Raw genomic sequence first — 18,657 nt, forward strand, 5'->3', positions numbered from 1 at the left:
AGGCATTATGCCGACAGTGATAATGTATTGCATCACAATCCTCTTCAAGGAGAGGATCAGAACTTTTTATCGTAACCCGCTGTCAAACCGGCAATTCAGATCACAGGTAACCGGCATTACATGATTGTTAACCAGCCCGTGACCAGGGCACTTCCAGGATTACTGACATCGGTTTCACTGGCCTTTGCCCTGCTTGTCACTGCCTTGCCCGCTCAGGCGCAGGAAACCGAGCTGCCCAGCATAGGGGGCGCCGGCGGCGGCCTGATTGCCGGCCAGCAGGAATCAGACATTGGCCGACAGGTGATGGTCTCCATTCGCCGGTCTGCCCCGCGCATTACCGACCCTCTGGTCTACGATTACCTGAGCGCCATTACCTACCAACTGGTGCCTTATGCCCCTCTCCAGGAGCGGGACCTGACCCTCGCGCTGATTGACAGCCCCGCCATCAATGCCTTTGCCGTGCCCGGTGGCGTTGTCGGGGTCAACGGCGGGCTTTTCCTGAACGCTGTGACTGAACAGCAGTTCGCATCCGTGCTGGCCCACGAACTTGCACACCTCAGTCAGCGGCATTTTGCCCGGCGCATGGAGCAGCAGGCAACCAATGCGCCCCTGACTCTGGCGGGGATGATCGCCGGCATCGTACTCTCGGCGGTGACTCAATCGGACATAGGATTTGCAGCCATTGCCGGAAGCCAGGCACTGGCAGCGCAGAATATGCTGGCCTACAGCCGGGCCCATGAGCAGGAGGCAGACCGGATTGGCATGGATATTCTGGCCTCCGCGGGAATGGATCCAAGCGGCATGCCGGAAATGTTCGAAATCATGATGCGGCAGAATCGCCTGCAGGGAAACCGGCTGCCAGAGTACCTCTCTACCCACCCCCTGACACAGAGCCGTGTTGCCGACACCCGCAACCGGGCCGCCCAGTACCCCGATGAAAAGATCCGGGACGGGCAGGAATACCACCTGATGCGCAGCCGCCTTCAGGTGCATTACGCACCCTCACCGGAGGTCGCGGTGGAAACCTTCGAGGCCTACCTTGAACAGGCAGACCCGAAGAGAATTGACGCCATCCGGTATGGCTTGTCGGTCGCCTACCTCGAAAACAGGCAATATGAGAAAGCGGCAGGCATCCTGAACGAACTGCTGGAAAAGAATCCCGGCCGGATCACCTTCCAGGTTACTCTGGCAGAGGTTCGGCTTGCCCAGAACAGGCCAGACGATGCCAGGGCAATCCTCACGGAGGCTCTGGCACGAAACCCGGGCAACTATCCGATTACCTACACCCTGGCCGAGGCGGAAATTGCCGACGGGAATGGCGCCGCGGCCGCCGACTACCTCAGGCAACTCACCCGCACACTGCCGGGCCAGGAACATCTCTGGCTAAAACTTGCAGAAGCTGAGGGCATGGCCAGAAACATTGTGGGCGTTCACCGGGCCCGGGCCGAGTACGATGTGTTGATGGGGGACCTGGAGGCTGCCCAGCGACAACTCAGACAAGCCCAGGAGAAACTGCCAGCGGGCACACCCCAGAGGCAGATCGTGACCGAGCGCCTCGCAGAGATCACCAGCCGGTTAAACGCCCAGTCCAATGGCTGATCAGGCGTTACCGGCCGCCTTGAGATTCATATTGGCGGTAAAATCGAGCATGCGCTGCAAGGGCATCAATGCGCGCTCTCGCAGTGCAGGGTTCACATGCACCTCCTGATCGCCCCGCTCCAATACCTGCAACAGATTTTCAAGGCCATTCATCGCCATCCACGGGCAATGGGCACAGCTGCGACAGGTCGCCCCGTTGCCCGCCGTGGGCGCTTCGATCAGCGTCTTGTTCGGCGCCAGCTGCTGCATCTTGTAAAAAATGCCATTGTCGGTGGCAACAATGAAGCTCGCGTTGGGCAGTGTCTGAACCGCATGAATCAACTGGGACGTTGAACCTACTACGTCGGCCATCTCCACGACTGCATCCGGCGATTCCGGGTGTACCAGAACCGCCGCATCCGGATAGAGCGCCTTGAGGTCTTCAAGACCACGGTACTTGAATTCCTCATGGACGATGCAGGAACCATCCCACAGCAACATGTCGGCGCCGGTTTTTTTCTGAACGTAATGCCCAAGATGCTTGTCCGGCGCCCAGAGGATCTTTTCACCCCGGGCATCAAGATGGTCGACAATGGCCTGGGCGCAGCTTGAGGTGACGACCCAGTCTGCCCGCGCCTTGACCGCCGCAGAGGTGTTGGCATAAACCACCACGGTACGGTCCGGGTGCTGATCACAGAACGCCGAAAACTCGTCTTCCGGGCAGCCGACGTCCAGGGAACAGGTTGCCTCAAGTGTCGGCATCAGCACCCGCTTTTCCGGATTCAGGATCTTGGCGGTTTCCCCCATGAAGCGAACCCCGGCGACCACCACAGTCGACGCCGGGTGCTGGTTACCGAATCGGGCCATCTCGAGGGAATCGGCGACACAGCCGCCAGTCTCTTCGGCGAGGCGCTGAATATCAGGATCCGTATAGTAGTGCGCCACAAGCACCGCATCCTGCGCTTTCAGGGCGGATTTGATGCGGGCTTCCAGGTCAGCCTTTTCGCTGGCGCTGAGCGGTTTCGGTTCAGCGGCATGGGCCAGGTGTTCCTGGACAAGGATACGGTCTTCAGCGTGTGTCATTACGGCATCTCTGTGTTGCGTTCACGGGGCGATTATAGCATTTCAGGACCCGTTTTAATGATTCAGAAACACGGGTGTCATCCGATCATGATGGCTTTTCCTGTCACCTGTGTAACTAGGTAAGAACGTATACGCAAAAAAAAAGAGCCCGGAGGCTCTTTTTTCCCAAAAACCCTGAGGTTTCTGTTATTTGGTGGGTCGTGAAGGATTCGAACCTTCGACCAATTGGTTAAAAGCCAACTGCTCTACCAACTGAGCTAACGACCCATGACTGCCGATCAAAGCCTGGGGCCCCGATCCATACCGAGCGACTCAGTCCACCCGGTATTTCGTATTTGGTGGGTCGTGAAGGATTCGAACCTTCGACCAATTGGTTAAAAGCCAACTGCTCTACCAACTGAGCTAACGACCCAAACGAGGCGCATATAGTAATGATTTTTGGCCGCTGATCAACCCCTTTCTTTCAGGTTTCTCAACATTTTTGCCAGACCCGGGCCTCAGATCTTACCGGACTCCAGATACTTCCTGGCCAGGTCTGCAGCACTGCTGGCCGGGTATTTATCGATGACCTCCTGCATACGCCGCCGCGCCTCGTCCTTTTTCCCCAGGCGGTCAAGGGTCACGCCAAGCTTGTAGAGCGCATCCGGGGCCTTCCTGTGATCGGCATAACGTGTCGCGACAATGGTGAAGGCCTGCTTTGCCTGTTCCAGTTGCGGCAGAACCAGATACACCTCTCCGAGCCAGTAATAGGCGTTTACGGTGAGGTCGCCTTCAGGGTATTTATCGAGAAACTCGTAAATCCGGCTGATGGCTTCGTCATACTTCTTTTGCTTATGAATGAGATTCTGGATTTCGTCATACGCCTTGCGCTCGTCGGGGCCTGGCGGGCGATAGTCCTTGACCACCGGTTTGGCGCCAGCGGTGGCCGGGCTCGGCCCTGCAGATGCCTCCGGCGCCGGCCGGGAAGCGAGCTTTTCAGACAGGTCAAGAATACGCTGGTCCAGGTCTATATACCGGTCGCGCGCCTGCTCCTGCAAGCGGTTAATCTCGTGCCTCTGTTCTTCCACATCACCCTGAAGACGCCGGACTTCACCCTGAAGCTGCTGGATCATATAGAACAGCTCAGCGGTGGCCTGGCTGTTATTGGCACTACGCTGAACATCCGGAGCTGATTGCGCCAGCACTGCCCCCGCATGCCCGAGGGCAAACGGGAGCAGAACTGTCGCCATGAGTGTTTTTCTCATGGTGCTTCCTGTGCTGTGTAATTACTCAAATACGAGTTCCACACGACGGTTCTGGGCCCACACGCTTTCACCGGAACCCATCACTGCCGGCTTCTCCTCGCCATAGCTTACGGTTTCAATCTGGCCGCGTGACGCACCATTGACGATCAGGAAGCGCTCCACTGCGTTGGCGCGGCGCTCGCCCAGGGCCAGGTTGTACTCCTTGGTGCCACGCTCATCGGCGTGACCTTCAAGGCGAACGTTCTGGGCCGGGTTATTGGCAAGAAAGCGGGCATGGGCCACCAGAACGTCACGGGCTTCCGGCTTGATTTCCGCGGTGTCAAAATCAAAGTAGAACACCCTGATCTCGCGCAGCGCTTCCATCTCGGCCTGTTCACGGGCTGCCATGCGCTCTTCTTCTGTCAATACTGACGAAGACACGCCACCCTGACCCTCACCACTGTATACGGTAGACCCGCCTTGCTGATCCACAGCCCCAACGTCTGAGCCCATCGCACCTTCTTCCGTGGTTCCGCCGGTTGAGCTACAGCCGGCAACAAGACCTACTGAGAGTAGAAGGGCAAATACCTTGAATTGAGCAGAAATCTTCATAATCTTTTCCTTTCAGTTGATTGACGTTGTTTCCTGAACGATTACTGAGGCCAGTCAGGCGACAGCAATCAGCGAACCAGGGGTCCCCAGGCGGGGTCCCGAACTTCACCCTCTGAACCCGGCAGGCTGTAGGCAGCACCGCCGTCCGAGGATATAACGGTCAGCACACCAGTGCCGTTCTGATCGGTTGCGTAGATCAGCATCCGGCCATTCGGAGCAACACTGGGCGATTCATCAGATCTGGATCGGGTAAGGATCGTTTCCTCCCCGGTCTCCAGATTGGTGCGGGCGATATGAAACGCCTGATCCCGCTGATGTACGTAATACACAAATTCTCCATTGGGACCCGGACGCGGCCGGGCGTTGTAACGACTTCCGAAAGTAATCCTCCGGGGTTCGGCACCGGGCGTTTCCATGTGGTAGATCTGGGGCCCACCGGAACGGTCGGAGGTAAAGAAAATACCCTCACCACTGGCGTCCCAGACTGCCTCTGTATCGATTGCCCAGTGATCGGTCAGTTTCGTCAACTGACGATTCTCCAGATTCATGCGGTAAATCTCCGCGTTACCGTCCTTGGACAAGGTCATCAGCAGGGATTCGCCATCCGGAGACCATGCCGGAGCCGAGTTCAGACCCGGGAAATCGGCGACCTTGGTGCGTTTTCCGGTGGCGAGTTCGTGCACGAAGATCACCGGCTTGCCGGTTTCAAACGACACGTACGCCAGTTTCTTGCCATCCGGTGACCACGCCGGCGACAGGATCGGCTCCCGACTTTCCAGCCGGATGCGGGCACGCTTGCCGTCCACATCGCTGACCTGAAGCCGATAGCGAGATTCGCCATTGGCTCTGTCCAGCGTCACAAACGCAAGCTGGGTCGAAAAGATCCCGGGCACGCCGGTAATGGCTTCGTAGACCTTGTCGCTGATGTGATGAGCCAGGGAGCGCATGTTGGACGCCGGCGCTGCCGCGGTTTCTCCGAGAACCCGCTCCTCCCGGTTGACATCGAAGAGTTCGTAGCGGGCCTCAACCCGGTCGCCACTGCGAGTGAGCGAGCCGACCAGAACATAGCGCTGGCCCAGCAAACGCCAGTCCCGGAAATACACCTCTTCCCTCCTGGACGGAAGGCTCAGCATCTTTTCGGGCGGAAGCGCACGGAACTCACCGGTCATGGCGAGATCCGCCTGTACAATGCTACTCACCGTATCGCCAGCAGGCATCTGGCCCGACTCGGCGAAGGGAACGACGGAAATCGGTATGGCGGAATCCGCACCTTCGGTGATCCGGATCAACAGTTCCGCACGCACGCCGGAGACCATCACAAACAAAAGCATGATGACTGCCACGAGTGTTCTGGACGGGTAGTGCCAAATCCGCTGCGTCATAGAGTTATCCGTGCCCTTATCTCAACCTGCGCGGGTTGAATTCAATCGTAAACTGCCGGAAATAGCGTTCAAACGTATCCCGGTCCTCTGGTATCGGGTAGCGGCTAAGAGAGCGCACTGCACTCAGAGCCGAATTGTCAAAAGCTGTGTTGCCGCTGCTACCCACCAGCTTAACACCTGCCAGCTCGCCCGTCGGCAACAGGGTTATCTGGAGGCGGGCGGTCATATCCTCGGTCGCGGAGGATGGCGGATACCAGGCCTGGCTCAGGCGTTCCCGGATCAGCGCCTGATACTTTTCACTTTCCGACAGCATCCTCGCTTCTCTGGCTTTTGCGGCCGCAGCTTCCTGTCGGCGGCGGGCCTGCTCTTCAAGTGCCGTCCGGGCAGCCTCTGCCTGTGCCTCCAGCTGCTGCTCCCGGAGCTTACGTTCCGCCTCGAGGCGTTTACGTTCGGCTTCCTGGCGGGCGAGCTCTTCCTGCCGCTTGCGCTCGGCCTCTTCCTGCTTCCTCAGCTCCTCCTGGCGGCGCTTTTCTGCTTCCGCCTTCTTTCTGGCCTCTTCCTGCCTGCGCTTCTCTTCCTCGGCCTTCTGGCGCTCGCGTTCCCTGGCTTGTGCCTCCGCCTTTTTACGGGCCGCTTCCTCCTCACGAGCCTTGCGGGCCTGCCGTTCCTTCGCTTCGGCTTGCTGTCGCTCCTTTTGCTGCTGAAGCTTTTTCTGTTCTTCTTCCCGCTTCTGCTCGGCGATTCGACGTGCTTCCTCTTCCTGCCGAAGCCGCTCAGCTTCTTTCTGCTGACGCTGTTCCTCGGCCTTACGCTCTTCATCAAGCTTCTGCTGATCAACCGGATCAACCACCGGGCTCGGCTCAGGTTTCTGCTGGGTAATCAGGCGGGCCGCTATGCTCCGGGGTGGCGGCTCATGCTCCTGACTGGTCCATGACCAGCCGGCCACAGCAATGCCCAGAATCAGCACATGCAAGGTCACCGAAAATACCACCGGCGATTTCCAGGGTGGCACGCCGTTTGGGCCCACTTCGCGTTCGTTATCTCTCACAACTTTCCTGCCCGAGCCGGTATCACTTTTCTTCCCGGGGTGATTCGGTGATCAGGCCGATACTGCTGGCACCCGCCCCCTGCAATTCCGCCATCAGACGCACGACCGTCCCATAATCCACGTACTCATCACCCCGCACAAGAATTTCACTGGAGCTGCGCTGGGACAGGATTTTGGTAATCCTTTCGCGGACGTCGGCCAGGGACATCGGGTCGCTGCCTTCGTCGCCCACTTCCACGTAATAGGCGCCGTTGGCGTCTACGGATACGATCACCGACTCGACGTTTTTCTCGGCCTGGATGGGGTCTGAAGTAGTCTCCGGCAAGTCCACCTTGACGCCCTGCGTCATCATCGGCGCGGTAACCATAAAAATAATCAGCAGCACCAGCATTACATCAATGTACGGAACCACGTTGATTTCCGACATTGGCTTGCGCCGTTGCTCCGGCATCATTCCCATGCCTTTCATAACTTTTTACTCCTGCCGTGACTCCTGCCATGAACGCTGGGGACCATTTACGCGGCGCCCCTGTCACTCTGGTGAACCCGTCTATGAAGAATGCTGGAGAATTCTTCAGCAAAGGTTTCATAATTCTTCAGCAACGCATCGGACATTGCGGAGAAGCGGTTGTAGGCGATGACCGCAGGAATGGCTGCGAAAAGGCCCATGGCGGTTGCTATCAGTGCTTCGGAAATACCCGGGGCAACGGTGGCGAGCGTCGCCTGCTGGACCTGGGCCAGCCCGCGAAAGGAATTCATGATCCCCCAGACAGTCCCGAACAAGCCAACGTAAGGACTGGTTGAGCCAACAGTCGCCAGAAACGGCAGATGGGCCTCCAGGCGCTCCTGTTCGCGGGAAAAGGCAACACGCATGGCCCGCTGTGTACCTTCCATTACCGCGTCGGCGTCGCGACTTTGCTGACGCAGCCGGGAAAATTCTTTGAAACCGGCCCTGAACAGGGACTCCATGCCGGAAAACGGGGTCGGTTCGGCATTCACCTCCCGGTATAACTGGCCGAGATCCATGCCGGACCAGAAGCGATCCTCAAAGGCCAGTTGGGCCCGTTTGGCTTTCCGGAACACCTGCAGACGCTGAAAAATAAGCGTCCAGGACATGATCGAAGCGAAGGCCAGCAAAAGCATGACCAGTTGCACCAGCACACCGGCATTTGCAATCAGGTACCAGACTGATATTTCTGAATCCACTTCTTACTCCTGGCTCATTCTGTTAGTAGATTGAGGAGGCCGGACGTTCCTGCCCAGCACTTCCTGCATGTTTTCCGGCAGCCGGCGGGGCCGGCCGGTATCCAGTGCAACACAGGCTACCCGTACTTCGCCATCACAGAGCAGTTTCCTGTCGGCGGCACGGATGACTCTCTGCCTGAAATCCATCCAAACCCGGCCAAAGGCCTCCGGCTCAGCGGTCACCAGCAACTCGTCGTCGAGCTTCGCCGGGATCGAATAATGGAGGTTCAGCCGCTGCACAACGTAGCTGATATTGTCGGCAAGCCCGGCCCTCAGGCCCACACCACAACTGCGCACCCACTCGGTCCGGGCCCGCTCCATGAAATGAAGGTATTTGGCATGGAACACGATGCCGCCCGCATCGGTATCTTCAATATAGACCCGGACCGGTAATTCGAATCTGGCATCAACCAACTGATCAGCCAAAAAGATCGTCCTCCCTGCCCGATTTCGGCGGGATCACCCCGAAATGCTGGTAGGCGTTGGACGTAACCATTCGGCCCCTGGGCGTGCGAACCATATAGCCCTGCTGGATAAGGAACGGTTCAAGAACATCCTCGATCGTGCCCCGTTCCTCACTGATGGCGGCGGCAAGGCTCTCAACCCCCACTGGGCCACCATCAAACTTTTCAATCATTGCCAGCAGCAACCGGCGGTCCATATGGTCAAAGCCCTGATTGTCCACTTTCAGCATGTTCAGGGCCTGATCGGCAATGTCCGATGTGATACGACCATCGGAACGGACTTCGGCAAAATCACGGACCCTGCGCAACAGACGATTGGCAATCCGTGGGGTTCCCCGCGATCGCCGGGCAATCTCGAAAGCACCGGCCTCGTCGATGGTAACCGACGACAGGCGGGCGGACCGGACGATAATGCGGGTGAGGTCTTCGGTGTTGTAGAACTCGAGACGCTGAACAATACCGAAGCGATCCCGTAAAGGCGATGTCAGCAAGCCGGCACGCGTGGTCGCTCCCACCAGCGTGAACGGTGGCAGATCCAGCTTGATCGAGCGGGCGGCCGGACCTTCACCGATCATGATATCCAGCTGATAGTCTTCCATCGCCGGATACAGCACCTCTTCCACCGCCGCGCTGAGGCGGTGGATCTCGTCAATGAAGAGGACGTCGCCCTCTTCAAGGTTGGTCAACATGGCCGCCAGGTCACCGGCCTTCTCCAGAACCGGGCCCGAGGTCGTCTTGATGGATACACCCATCTCGTTGGCAATGATATTGGCGAGCGTTGTCTTGCCAAGGCCGGGAGGGCCGAAGATCAGGACATGATCCAGCGCTTCCTGGCGGCCACGGGCCGCAGAGATGAAAATGCCCATCTGTTCCCGGACCGTCGGCTGACCCACGTATTCGGCCAGCAGGGTCGGGCGAATTGCCCTGTCATGCACTTCTTCGTAGTCACCGGCCCGGGCCGAGATCAACCGGTCGGATTCGATCATGGCATCACCCATGGTGTGGGAATAAACATCGTGCCTTACCTTTTACCCGCAACGACTTGGCGCTGCTCCAGGCTGCCCCAATTGTACAAAGGGGTTTGGAGGTGTCACGTTACGCTCTATTCAGATTCGCGACAGGTTTCTGCGATCAGGCCGGTATCATATTGCGAAGGGCCAGCCGGATCAGAGCCTCACTGGTCATGCCCTCCTCTGCCACCTTGCTGATCGCCCTGGCGGCCTCCTGGGGCTTGTAACCCAGCGCGATCAGGGCGGCTTCCGCCTCCTCTGTCGCCGCCGGTCCCTGATGCAACGCCTGTCCGGCAGCCGCCCCCGCTCCTGTCGTATCCGGCGACGTTGGCACAAACTGCCCTTCAAGTTGCCCTATCCGGTCAGTCATTTCAATAAGAAGCCGCTCGGCCGTTTTCTTGCCCACCCCGGGCAGCTTGACCAGCGAGGCGGAATCACGGGCTTCAACACAGCGAATGAACTGCTGGGCGTCGAGCCCGGAGAGAATGCCAACGGCCAGTTTTGGCCCTACGCCATTCACCCTGATCAGCAGCCGGAACAAATCCCGGTCGAGCCGGGAGGCAAAACCATAGAGGCTCTGGGCATCTTCGCGAACGGCAAAATGGGTGTGCAGCGTCACTTCCTCGCCGGTTTCAGGCAGATGAAAGAACGTGGTGTAGGGAATATCGACTTCGTAGCCGAGGCCGGCACACTCTACCAGCGCCTGACCCGGAGCCTTTTCAACCAGAATACCTCGGATACGACCAATCAAGGGGTGTCTCCTGTGGCTCTTGTGAGCGGATTATTGCTGTCGCACGCGACCGCCTCGTACCTTCCCGGCGCCACTGGCCACCCGCAGGATACTCTGGCTCATGTGGGCGTGGCACATGGCGATTGCCAGCGCATCTGCGGCGTCTGCCTGTGGCTTGCGGGAGAGAGAAAGCAGCACCTGGACCATATGCTGGACCTGGGACTTGTCTGCCCCACCCTTGCCGACCACCGCCTGCTTGACCTGCCGGGCGGAGTATTCGTGAACGGCCAGGCCGCTGTTTGCGGCACTGACAATGGCGGCCCCACGGGCCTGCCCCAGCTTCAGGGCCGAGTCGGGATTGCGCGCCATGAACACCTGCTCAATGGCGAACTCCTCAGGACGATACTCACCAATCAGGGTCGCAAGGCTCTGAAAGATGGTCTGCAGGCGCTGCGCCATCGGCATCTCGCCCACGCGGATGCAGCCACTATCGAGGTACTCGATATGCCGGCCTTCCGCGCGGATGACACCGTAACCGGTGATTCTCGAACCGGGGTCTACGCCCAGAATTATCGCCACATCAGCGCCCCTGAATGGTCACCGCGACTCGTCGATCGCCCGAGCGCGGAGCAAGTGCCCTCGCGCCGGTTACTCACAACTTACTCCTCACTCCCGGCTGATTCGGCGGTGTTGCCTTCCACCGGCTTTGCCGGCTTGCGCAGACGAATATGCAGCTCGCGCAACTGTTTCTCGTCGACTTCGCCCGGCGCCTGGGTCATCAGACAGGTGGCGCTCTGGGTTTTCGGGAAAGCGATGACATCACGGATGGATGTGGCGCCGGTCATCAGCATGATCAGGCGATCGAGGCCGAAGGCCAGGCCACCATGGGGCGGGCAGCCGAACTTCAGGGCATCCAGCAGGAAGCCGAACTTGGCCCGAGCCTCTTCCTCGCCGATCCCGAGAATGCGGAATACCGTTTCCTGCATTTTCTCGTCGTGAATACGGATTGAACCGCCACCCAGCTCTGTACCGTTCAGCACCATGTCATAGGCCCGGGACAGCGCGTTGGCCGGATCTGCAGCGAGGTCTTCCGGGCTGCAGGAAGGTGCGGTGAACGGGTGGTGAATGGCCGTCAGACCACCATCCGGGGTTTCCTCGAACATCGGGAAATCCACAACCCAGAGCGGCGCCCAGTCGGTGGTCAGCATGTTCATGTCGTGGCCGACCTTGATGCGCAGGGCACCCAGGGCTTCATTCACCACGCTGGTCTTGTCGGCCCCGAAGAACACAATGTCGCCGTCTTCCGCTGCGACGCGCTCCATGATTGCCATGGCCACGTCATCGCCCAGGAACTTGATAATGGGCGACTGCAGGCCTTCCACGCCCTTGGACAGATCGTTGACCTTGATGTAGGCCAGCCCCTTGGCGCCGTAGATACCAACGAATTTGGTGTAGTCGTCAATCTGCTTTCGGGTCAGCTCGCCGCCCCTGGGTACCCGCAGGGCCGCCACACGACCTTTCGGATCCTTGGCGGGGCCAGCGAAGACCTTGAAGTCCACCCCTGCCACCAGGTCATTGACGTCCAGCAATTCCAGCGGGATGCGCAGGTCCGGCTTGTCGCTGCCGTAGCGCTGCATGGCCTCGGCATAGGGCATTTGCGGGAACGCGGGCAGCTCTACGTCAAGTACGTCCTTGAACAGAGAGCGAATCATGTCCTCATTCAGGCCCATCAGGATCTTTTCATCAATGAAGGAGGCCTCAATGTCGACCTGAGTGAACTCCGGCTGACGATCAGCCCGCAGGTCTTCATCCCGGAAACACTTAGCGATCTGGTAGTAGCGGTCAACACCAGACACCATCAGCAACTGCTTGAACAGCTGGGGCGACTGCGGCAATGCGAAGAACGAACCTTCGTGGGTGCGGCTGGGCACCAGATAGTCCCGGGCGCCTTCCGGCGTGGCACGGGTCAGGATCGGCGTTTCCACATCCATGAAGCCGTTGCTGTCCAGGTAGTTACGGATGTAGCTGGTAACCCGGGAGCGGAAACGCAGGCGGTTGATCATTTCCGGGCGGCGCAGATCCACATAACGGTAGCGCAGGCGCACATCCTCGCCCACATCGACATGCTCGTCCAGCGGGAACGGCGGCGTCGCCGCGGCATTCAGGATGCTCAGCTCCTTGCCCAACAGCTCAACCTGCCCGGTCGGCATGTTGTTGTTCTCGGTGCCGGCAGGACGACGACGCACCCGGCCGGTAACCTTGATAACAAACTCGCTGCGGACCTTTTCCGCCAGGGCAAAGCTTTCAGGGGTGTCCGGGTCGACAACCACCTGAGACATACCATCCCGATCCCGCAGATCCAGGAAGATAACTCCACCGTGGTCACGGCGACGGTGCACCCATCCGCAAAGCGTGACTTCCTGATCGATGTGGGATTCGTTGATCCCACCGCAATAATGACTGCGCATACCGGTTCCCGTTACGTTTGATGTGTTCAAATTTGGTTCTTGAATCTGGTGCTTTAAGCACCGCACCGGATGTGGTGGCTCTATCCGAAACACGCTGTGAATACGTCCATGTACGCTCTGCTCCGCCATCCATGGCTCCGCAAGGTTTCGGATAGAGCCACCACACCCGGCGCTACCTTGTTCGTGCCCGCTCAAAAATGTTGCGACCATAGCGGAAAAGCCGCCCATTATAAACACAATGGCGCTGAAAATCAGGCGTGCCGGCACGCAAATCCGGCGGCCGGATGACTGCAGGTGAGCAGCCGGCTAGAATGCTTCTTTTTTACCAGCAGACGGAGTCTGAATTTGGCCACCAGAGCGGAGCAGAAACTCAAAACCCGGCGGGCACTGATGGACGCGGCGCTCTCGCAACTCAGCGCGGATCGGGGCTTTGGCAGTCTCAGTTTGCGGGAAGTTGCCCGGGAAGCCGGGATTGCTCCCACCTCTTTTTACCGGCATTTCGCTGAGCTCGATGAACTCGGGCTTGCGCTGGTGGACGAAGGCGGTGTTGCCCTGCGCCAATTGATGCGCCAGGCCCGCAAGCGGATTGCCCGGGACGGCGGCAGTGCCATTGCCACCTCCGTGGAAACCTTCATGGAGTATCTGGGCAACAACGCAAACCTTTTCCGGCTGATGCTGCGTGAGCGCACAGGCGTGTCGACAACATTTCGAACAGCGGTAAAGGCTGAAATCGACCATTTTGTCACCGAACTGGCCGACGATCTTCGGCGAATCGCCGAGGCCCAGAGCAAACCGCTCTCGGAATCAAGGCTGGTGGCCGAAGCCATGGTGACCCTGGTGTTCAACCAGGGTGCGGAAGCGCTGGATGCGACTCCGAGGGAGCGAGAGGAGCTGAAGGTCAAACTGAAAACCGAGCTCAGGATGATCCTGGTCGGGTCCCAGACGCTGGCGAAATATCGGGCCCGCTCGGAGCGCTAGACGCCCGACTGCAGCTTTGCGCAGACCGGGGCGAGCAGACTCCGGACCTGCTCCAGTTGGGCTTCGGTGTAGGGCGCCGGCGCCTGCTTGCCCCATACCGGGCCCGGCCACGCCGGGTCTCCTTCGAAACGCACGATGTGATGCAGGTGCAGTTGGGGCACCATGTTGCCAAGGGCGGCGACGTTCATCTTGTCGCCCCCGAACAGGTCCATCATGGCCTCGCTGAGCACTGAGGACTCCCGCAACAGTTGATGCTGCTGTTCTGCCGATAGCTGGTAGATCTCCCTGATGCCCGCAACCGCCGGCACCAATAGCAGCCAGGGCCAGGTGCTGTCGTTCATCAGCCGGATCTCGCACAGCTTGCTGCAACCCAGGCCCAGTGTGTCGGCAGCCAGCCGTTCGTGTAACCGGAACTCCTCTGACCTGCTCATGATCGCGCTCCTTCGTTACGCCCAATGGTTATTACGAATGAAACCGGGAGCGACCCCGTCCGATAGCGTAGTAAACCAGCTCATACCGCTCCAGCATTTCCGGCTCATACAGATTGCGGCCGTCGAATACCACCGGCTCACGGAGGGTGGCGGCAATGGATTCGAAATCCGGGGAGCGGAACTCCTTCCACTCGGTGCAGATCGCCAGCGCGTCCGCACCCTTGAGCGCCTGCTCCTTGGTGCCACAGAGCATCAGCGCTGGCTGATCGCCATAGATTCGCTGGGTTTCCTCCATGGCTTCGGGATCAAACGCCTGCACGGTAGCACCGGCCTTCCACAGATCTTCCATCAGGGTTCGCGATGATGCCTCGCGCATGTCGTCAGTGTTGGGCTTGAACGCCAGGCCCCAGAGTGCCACGACCTTGCCCTTCAGATCGCCATGGAAATAGTGGCTGATCTTGTCAAACAGAACGTGTTTCTGGGCGTAGTTCACGCCTTCTACGGCATTCAGAAGTTTCGCCTCGTAACCACAGTCACCGGCTGTCCGGGCCAGCGCCTGGACATCTTTCGGGAAACAGGAGCCACCGTAGCCGCACCCGGGATAGATAAAGTGATAACCAATACGCGGGTCAGAACCGATACCGCGACGGACCGCTTCAATATCCGCGCCCAGCCGTTCAGCCAGGTTGGCAATTTCATTCATGAAGCTGATTTTGGTGGCCAGCATGGCGTTGGCGGCATATTTGGTCAGTTCCGCAGACCGCAAGTCCATGAAAATCATGCGGTCGTGATTGCGGTTGAACGGGTAATAGACTTCCCGCAGCAGCTCCGCGGCGCGCTCGCTGTCTGTGCCCACCACGATCCGGTCCGGCTTCATGAAATCATTAACGGCGGCCCCTTCCTTGAGGAATTCCGGGTTGGACACGACATCAAAATCCAGCTCCAGCCCGCGATGATCAAGCTGGGCACGAACGGCCGCCCTGACCCGGTCACCCGTGCCCACCGGGACCGTAGACTTGTCGACCAACACTTTGTAATCGTCCATGTACTGACCGATGGATTGAGCCACGGCCGTCACATACTGAAGGTCTGCAGAGCCGTCTTCGTCCGGCGGTGTACCCACGGCGATAAACTGCAGGGTGCCATGGCGGACGGCTTCTTGCGTGTCCGTGGTGAAGGCAAGACGGCCCGACTCAACGGTGTGCCTGACAATGTTTTCCAGACCTGGCTCGTAGATGGGAATCTGGCCATTTTTGAGCTTCTCGATCTTGCCCTGATCAACATCCATGCACAGCACGTTGTGACCGACATCTGCCAGACATGCACCGGTCACAAGGCCGACATAACCGGTTCCAAAAATCGTAATCTTCATCCGTTAAATCCCGATTCAAATACAAAAAGGTTAATGAGGGTCTTCTGCTCTTTTCTGCTGCCAGATGGCTTCCCAGGCCAGAGCCGTAGAGACAATCGTGCCCAGATCGTCGTAATCGGGCTGCCATCCAAGGGTTTGCCGAATGAGCGTGTTATCGGCCATCAGCGCCGCCGGGTCGCCGGCCCGCCGGCCGGTTTCGGTGACCGGAAAATCGACGCCGGACTGTTTCTTCACAACGTCAATCACTTCCTGAACCGTGAACCCACGGCCGTAACCGCAATTCAGGACTTTTGAGTCACCACCGGTTGCCATGTAATCCAGCGCCATGACATGGGCTTTGGCCAGGTCTTCCACATGGATGTAGTCGCGGATACAGGTGCCGTCCCGGGTATCGTAGTCCGTGCCAAAGACACTCATACCCTCGCGCTGGCCGGTCACGCATTCACAGGCCACCTTGATCAGGTGGGTCGCTTCAGGCGTAGCCTGGCCAAGCAGGCCGTCGGGGTTGGCACCGGCGACATTGAAGTAGCGCAGGATCACATAGTTGAGACTGGAGGCCGCGGCGACATCCATTATCATGCGCTCACTCATCATCTTGGAGGCGCCATAGGGATTGATGGGAGCCAGCGGCAGATCCTCGGTCAGCACCGTCTGCTCCGGCATGCCATAGACCGCCGCGGTGGAGGAAAACACCATGTAAGGTACCTGGTGTTTCTCGACTGCTTTCAGGAGGTTCAGGGTGTTACGGGTGTTGTTGCTGTAGTACTTCAGGGGGTTGGCAACCGACTCCGGCACCACGATGTTGGCCGCGAAGTGCAGGACCGCTTCAAAGTTGTGGCGGGAAAACAGGTCGTCAATCGCGGCTTCATCGGCCAGGTCCCCGACGACCAGCTCACCAGCAGTGACTGCCCAGCGATAACCTGTGGACAGGTTGTCAAACACTACAATATCGTGTCCGGCGTGACCCAATTGACGAACCACATGACTGCCAATATACCCGGCACCGCCGGTAACGAGGACTTTCATAGACGAGAACTACTCCTTCCCTGAAGGTTGTTTGCGGCGACGCCGTATTTCTGCACGCCGTTGACTGAAAAAGTCGCTGATTGTCTCACTGCACCGGGTCGCCAGAACCCCGCCCACGGCAGTTACATCCCAGTTCAGGTGCGGCTCATCCAGTGTCCGGCGGGCTGATTCCACCGCCCCGGCCTTGGGTTCAACCGCACCGTACACGAGGCGGCTGATCCGGCTATGCACAATGGCACCTACACACATGGTACAGGGCTCCAGCGTCACGTAAAGCGCGGCACCGGGAAGCCGGTAATTGCCGGCCCGAGCGGCGGCATCACGCAGGGCCCGGATTTCGGCATGTGCAGTCGGGTCACACCCGGAGATTGGCGCATTGCAGCCTGCACCGATCTCCCTGCCATCAAGTACCACCACGGCGCCCACCGGCACTTCGCCTTTCTCGGCCGCCTGGGCAGCCAACTCAAGCGCGCGATTCATCCAGTGTTCGTCAACCCTGCTTTGATCAGACATTACATCCAGCTTTTCATCAATCGACCGGACCGCCCGGCCGGGAAAAGCGCGGTGCGGCGAACGGGAGGATAGCGCCCGGAACTCCGGATTTCCAGCGGCAGCGCCACTTTGCCCGGGGCAATGAGGAATCTGGCCGCCTTCCTGTGCCATGACCAATTGCGGTAGGATGATTGATCACCCACGAAAATCCCGGAAGGCTGCGCCAGTGGACTCCAAATTTTTCTGGATTATCCGGCAGCACCTCAGAAAAATCTGGGTGCGCGTGATCAGTTTTGCGCTGCTCGCTGTTCTGACTCTGGCCCTGACACCGGTACTTTCACCCCTTATTCCCACGCATTTGGGTGCGAGCCTTGGCAGTGTTTCGGTTGACCAGATTCTGACAATCCTTGCCTCGTCCATGCTGGCGGTGACCACCTTCTCTTTATCGATCGCGGTGTCCGCATTCGCTGCCGCAGCCGCCAACGCCACCCCGCGGGCAACCGCGATTCTGCAACAGGATCCCACCACGCAGAATGTGCTTTCAACCTTTCTGGGCGCTTTTCTGTTCAGCCTCATCGGGCTGATCGGCCTGCGAACCGACTTCTATGACCAGCAGGGGCAAGTCTTTCTGTTTATGGCGACGCTGGTGGTTGTATCGCTGGTGGTGATTGCCTTACTGCGCTGGATCGGGCATATCAGCAACTTCGGGAGAATGCACGATATCCTCTCGCGTGTGGAACGGGCGGCAACAATCTCGTTCCGACACCAACTGGAAAACCCCTACCTGCGGGCCAGGCCCCTGTCAGGCAGCGTACCCGACGATGCCTACCCGATCGCCCCCACCCGCACCGGCTATGTTCAGCATATCGACATCAAGGCTCTGAACGAATGCGCCCGCAATCAGCAAATTGACATCTATATCGACGCCTTGCCCGGAACCTTCGTGCACGCTGCTGCCCGCCTGGTTCGAATCCGGGGGGCGAACGTCAGCGCCAAGCAGCAGCAATTCCTGCGCGATGCATTTACCATCGAGACCAAACGCTCATTTGATCAGGATCCACGATTTGCATTGATCGTTTTATCGGAGATTGCCTCCAGGGCGCTGTCGCCGGCAGTGAATGACCCCGGAACCGCGATCAGCGTTATTGGCCATCTGGTTCGGGTATTGTCCACCTGGAAGGAACCTCAAGAGCCACCAGTCGACTTTCCCTCGGTACATGTGCCCGCGGTTCTGCCGTCCGACATGATTATTGATGCGTTCCGACCTATCGCGAGGGATGGCGCAGCGTTCATCGAGGTACAGGTCCGCCTGCAGAAGGCCCTGGCGTCGCTGGGCAGGATTGCACCGGAGATCTTTGGACGACCGGTCGCCGAGCTATCGGCCTACGCCATTGACCGTGCGGCCGACGCAGGCATGTGCCGGGAAGAACTGAAGAGCCTGGAAACACTCAGAGTGCCATCCCGCGCCGGCAGTAACGCCGGGCAGAATGACGACACCTGGGAGACACTTTAGCC

Annotated in this window: 19 protein-coding genes and 2 tRNA genes; 3 read left to right on the forward strand and 18 right to left on the reverse strand. The window is 58.9% G+C overall.

Translation table 11 applies throughout. From position 1 onward, the window contains the following. Positions 1 to 120 precede the first annotated feature (120 nt). Entirely contained in the window at positions 121 to 1,599 is a 1,479-nt protein-coding gene (locus tag msub_RS04220) for a M48 family metalloprotease (RefSeq protein ID WP_048494854.1), read from the forward strand. Here the strand turns inward: msub_RS04220 and nadA are convergent, their stop codons facing one another. The 14 genes from nadA to aspS all read right to left on the reverse strand — a co-directional run bounded on the left by nadA (position 1,600) and on the right by aspS (position 12,843). Further along, complete coding sequence (gene nadA, locus msub_RS04225) at positions 1,600 to 2,661, reverse strand: quinolinate synthase NadA (RefSeq protein ID WP_048494855.1); 1,062 nt, start codon at positions 2,659 to 2,661, stop codon at positions 1,600 to 1,602. A gap of 191 nt (positions 2,662 to 2,852) precedes the next feature. Next, positions 2,853 to 2,928 (reverse strand) — tRNA-Lys (locus tag msub_RS04230). A 69-nt stretch (positions 2,929 to 2,997) separates the two neighbouring features. After that, positions 2,998 to 3,073, reverse strand: a tRNA-Lys gene (locus msub_RS04235). Positions 3,074 to 3,158: 85 nt separating this feature from the next. Beyond that, entirely contained in the window at positions 3,159 to 3,905 is a 747-nt protein-coding gene (ybgF, locus tag msub_RS04240; protein WP_048494856.1) for a tol-pal system protein YbgF, read from the reverse strand. Positions 3,906 to 3,926: 21 nt separating this feature from the next. Then, positions 3,927 to 4,496 carry a peptidoglycan-associated lipoprotein Pal gene (pal, locus tag msub_RS04245; RefSeq protein ID WP_048494857.1) on the reverse strand — a complete coding sequence of 190 codons (570 nt, stop codon included), beginning with the start codon at positions 4,494 to 4,496 and terminating at the stop codon, positions 3,927 to 3,929. A gap of 68 nt (positions 4,497 to 4,564) precedes the next feature. Beyond that, positions 4,565 to 5,878, reverse strand: coding sequence for a Tol-Pal system beta propeller repeat protein TolB (tolB, locus tag msub_RS04250; protein ID WP_048494858.1), 1,314 nt, complete (start codon positions 5,876 to 5,878; stop codon positions 4,565 to 4,567). Between the two features lie 16 nt (positions 5,879 to 5,894). After that, positions 5,895 to 6,869: a cell envelope integrity protein TolA gene (gene tolA, locus msub_RS04255; RefSeq protein ID WP_048496972.1), complete on the reverse strand. Its 975-nt coding sequence runs from the start codon at positions 6,867 to 6,869 to the stop codon at positions 5,895 to 5,897. Between the two features lie 79 nt (positions 6,870 to 6,948). Beyond that, a complete protein-coding gene (gene tolR / locus msub_RS04260) occupies positions 6,949 to 7,395 on the reverse strand; it encodes a protein TolR (protein ID WP_048494859.1) in 447 nt (148 codons plus the stop codon). A gap of 47 nt (positions 7,396 to 7,442) precedes the next feature. Next, positions 7,443 to 8,132 (reverse strand): protein TolQ, encoded by a 690-nt coding sequence (gene tolQ / locus msub_RS04265; protein WP_048494860.1) that lies wholly within the window; start codon positions 8,130 to 8,132, stop codon positions 7,443 to 7,445. A 3-nt stretch (positions 8,133 to 8,135) separates the two neighbouring features. Then, positions 8,136 to 8,597, reverse strand: coding sequence for a tol-pal system-associated acyl-CoA thioesterase (ybgC, locus tag msub_RS04270; RefSeq protein ID WP_048494861.1), 462 nt, complete (start codon positions 8,595 to 8,597; stop codon positions 8,136 to 8,138). Then, positions 8,590 to 9,621 (reverse strand): Holliday junction branch migration DNA helicase RuvB, encoded by a 1,032-nt coding sequence (gene ruvB / locus msub_RS04275; RefSeq protein ID WP_048496973.1) that lies wholly within the window; start codon positions 9,619 to 9,621, stop codon positions 8,590 to 8,592. Before ruvB ends, ybgC begins: the two co-directional genes overlap by 8 nt. Positions 9,622 to 9,766: 145 nt before the next feature. Then, a complete protein-coding gene (gene ruvA, locus msub_RS04280; RefSeq protein WP_048494862.1) occupies positions 9,767 to 10,396 on the reverse strand; it encodes a Holliday junction branch migration protein RuvA in 630 nt (209 codons plus the stop codon). 30 nt (positions 10,397 to 10,426) lie between these two features. Further along, positions 10,427 to 10,954 carry a crossover junction endodeoxyribonuclease RuvC gene (gene ruvC / locus msub_RS04285; protein ID WP_048494863.1) on the reverse strand — a complete coding sequence of 176 codons (528 nt, stop codon included), beginning with the start codon at positions 10,952 to 10,954 and terminating at the stop codon, positions 10,427 to 10,429. A gap of 80 nt (positions 10,955 to 11,034) precedes the next feature. Continuing rightward, positions 11,035 to 12,843, reverse strand: coding sequence for an aspartate--tRNA ligase (aspS, locus tag msub_RS04290; protein WP_048494864.1), 1,809 nt, complete (start codon positions 12,841 to 12,843; stop codon positions 11,035 to 11,037). Between the two features lie 345 nt (positions 12,844 to 13,188). Between aspS and fabR the strand changes: the two genes are divergently transcribed. Further along, positions 13,189 to 13,821 (forward strand): HTH-type transcriptional repressor FabR, encoded by a 633-nt coding sequence (gene fabR / locus msub_RS04295; protein ID WP_048494865.1) that lies wholly within the window; start codon positions 13,189 to 13,191, stop codon positions 13,819 to 13,821. Here fabR and msub_RS04300 read toward each other — a convergent pair. The 4 genes from msub_RS04300 to tadA are packed head-to-tail and all read right to left on the reverse strand — an operon-like array spanning position 13,818 to position 17,163. After that, positions 13,818 to 14,252: an HIT domain-containing protein gene (locus msub_RS04300; RefSeq protein WP_048494866.1), complete on the reverse strand. Its 435-nt coding sequence runs from the start codon at positions 14,250 to 14,252 to the stop codon at positions 13,818 to 13,820. The genes fabR and msub_RS04300 overlap by 4 nt on opposite strands. Before the next feature lie 31 nt (positions 14,253 to 14,283). After that, positions 14,284 to 15,624, reverse strand: coding sequence for a UDP-glucose dehydrogenase family protein (locus msub_RS04305; protein ID WP_048494867.1), 1,341 nt, complete (start codon positions 15,622 to 15,624; stop codon positions 14,284 to 14,286). A gap of 30 nt (positions 15,625 to 15,654) precedes the next feature. Continuing rightward, a complete protein-coding gene (gene galE / locus msub_RS04310; protein WP_048494868.1) occupies positions 15,655 to 16,650 on the reverse strand; it encodes a UDP-glucose 4-epimerase GalE in 996 nt (331 codons plus the stop codon). Between the two features lie 9 nt (positions 16,651 to 16,659). Then, complete coding sequence (gene tadA, locus msub_RS04315) at positions 16,660 to 17,163, reverse strand: tRNA adenosine(34) deaminase TadA (RefSeq protein ID WP_048496974.1); 504 nt, start codon at positions 17,161 to 17,163, stop codon at positions 16,660 to 16,662. A 205-nt stretch (positions 17,164 to 17,368) separates the two neighbouring features. Here tadA and msub_RS04320 point away from each other — a divergent pair, with 205 nt between their 5' ends. Then, a complete protein-coding gene (locus tag msub_RS04320; protein WP_048494869.1) occupies positions 17,369 to 18,655 on the forward strand; it encodes a DUF2254 domain-containing protein in 1,287 nt (428 codons plus the stop codon). Positions 18,656 to 18,657 lie beyond the last annotated feature (2 nt).

It is taken from the genome of Marinobacter subterrani, assembly GCF_001045555.1.
Taxonomy (GTDB): Bacteria; Pseudomonadota; Gammaproteobacteria; order Pseudomonadales; family Oleiphilaceae; genus Marinobacter; species Marinobacter subterrani.

What these genes read in the sequence shown, in the direction of transcription:
- tolB (WP_048494858.1), bottom strand. Translation starts at nt 5,878, where the DNA reads ATGACGCAGCGGATTTGGCACTACCCGTCCAGAACACTCGTGGCAGTC.
- tadA (WP_048496974.1), bottom strand. Translation starts at nt 17,163, where the DNA reads ATGTCTGATCAAAGCAGGGTTGACGAACACTGGATGAATCGCGCGCTT.
- tolR (WP_048494859.1), bottom strand. Translation starts at nt 7,395, where the DNA reads ATGAAAGGCATGGGAATGATGCCGGAGCAACGGCGCAAGCCAATGTCG.
- ruvB (WP_048496973.1), bottom strand. Translation starts at nt 9,621, where the DNA reads ATGATCGAATCCGACCGGTTGATCTCGGCCCGGGCCGGTGACTACGAA.
- pal (WP_048494857.1), bottom strand. Translation starts at nt 4,496, where the DNA reads ATGAAGATTTCTGCTCAATTCAAGGTATTTGCCCTTCTACTCTCAGTA.
- msub_RS04300 (WP_048494866.1), bottom strand. Translation starts at nt 14,252, where the DNA reads ATGAGCAGGTCAGAGGAGTTCCGGTTACACGAACGGCTGGCTGCCGAC.
- ybgF (WP_048494856.1), bottom strand. Translation starts at nt 3,905, where the DNA reads ATGAGAAAAACACTCATGGCGACAGTTCTGCTCCCGTTTGCCCTCGGG.
- msub_RS04220 (WP_048494854.1), top strand. Translation starts at nt 121, where the DNA reads ATGATTGTTAACCAGCCCGTGACCAGGGCACTTCCAGGATTACTGACA.
- nadA (WP_048494855.1), bottom strand. Translation starts at nt 2,661, where the DNA reads ATGACACACGCTGAAGACCGTATCCTTGTCCAGGAACACCTGGCCCAT.
- msub_RS04305 (WP_048494867.1), bottom strand. Translation starts at nt 15,624, where the DNA reads ATGAAGATTACGATTTTTGGAACCGGTTATGTCGGCCTTGTGACCGGT.
- galE (WP_048494868.1), bottom strand. Translation starts at nt 16,650, where the DNA reads ATGAAAGTCCTCGTTACCGGCGGTGCCGGGTATATTGGCAGTCATGTG.
- aspS (WP_048494864.1), bottom strand. Translation starts at nt 12,843, where the DNA reads ATGCGCAGTCATTATTGCGGTGGGATCAACGAATCCCACATCGATCAG.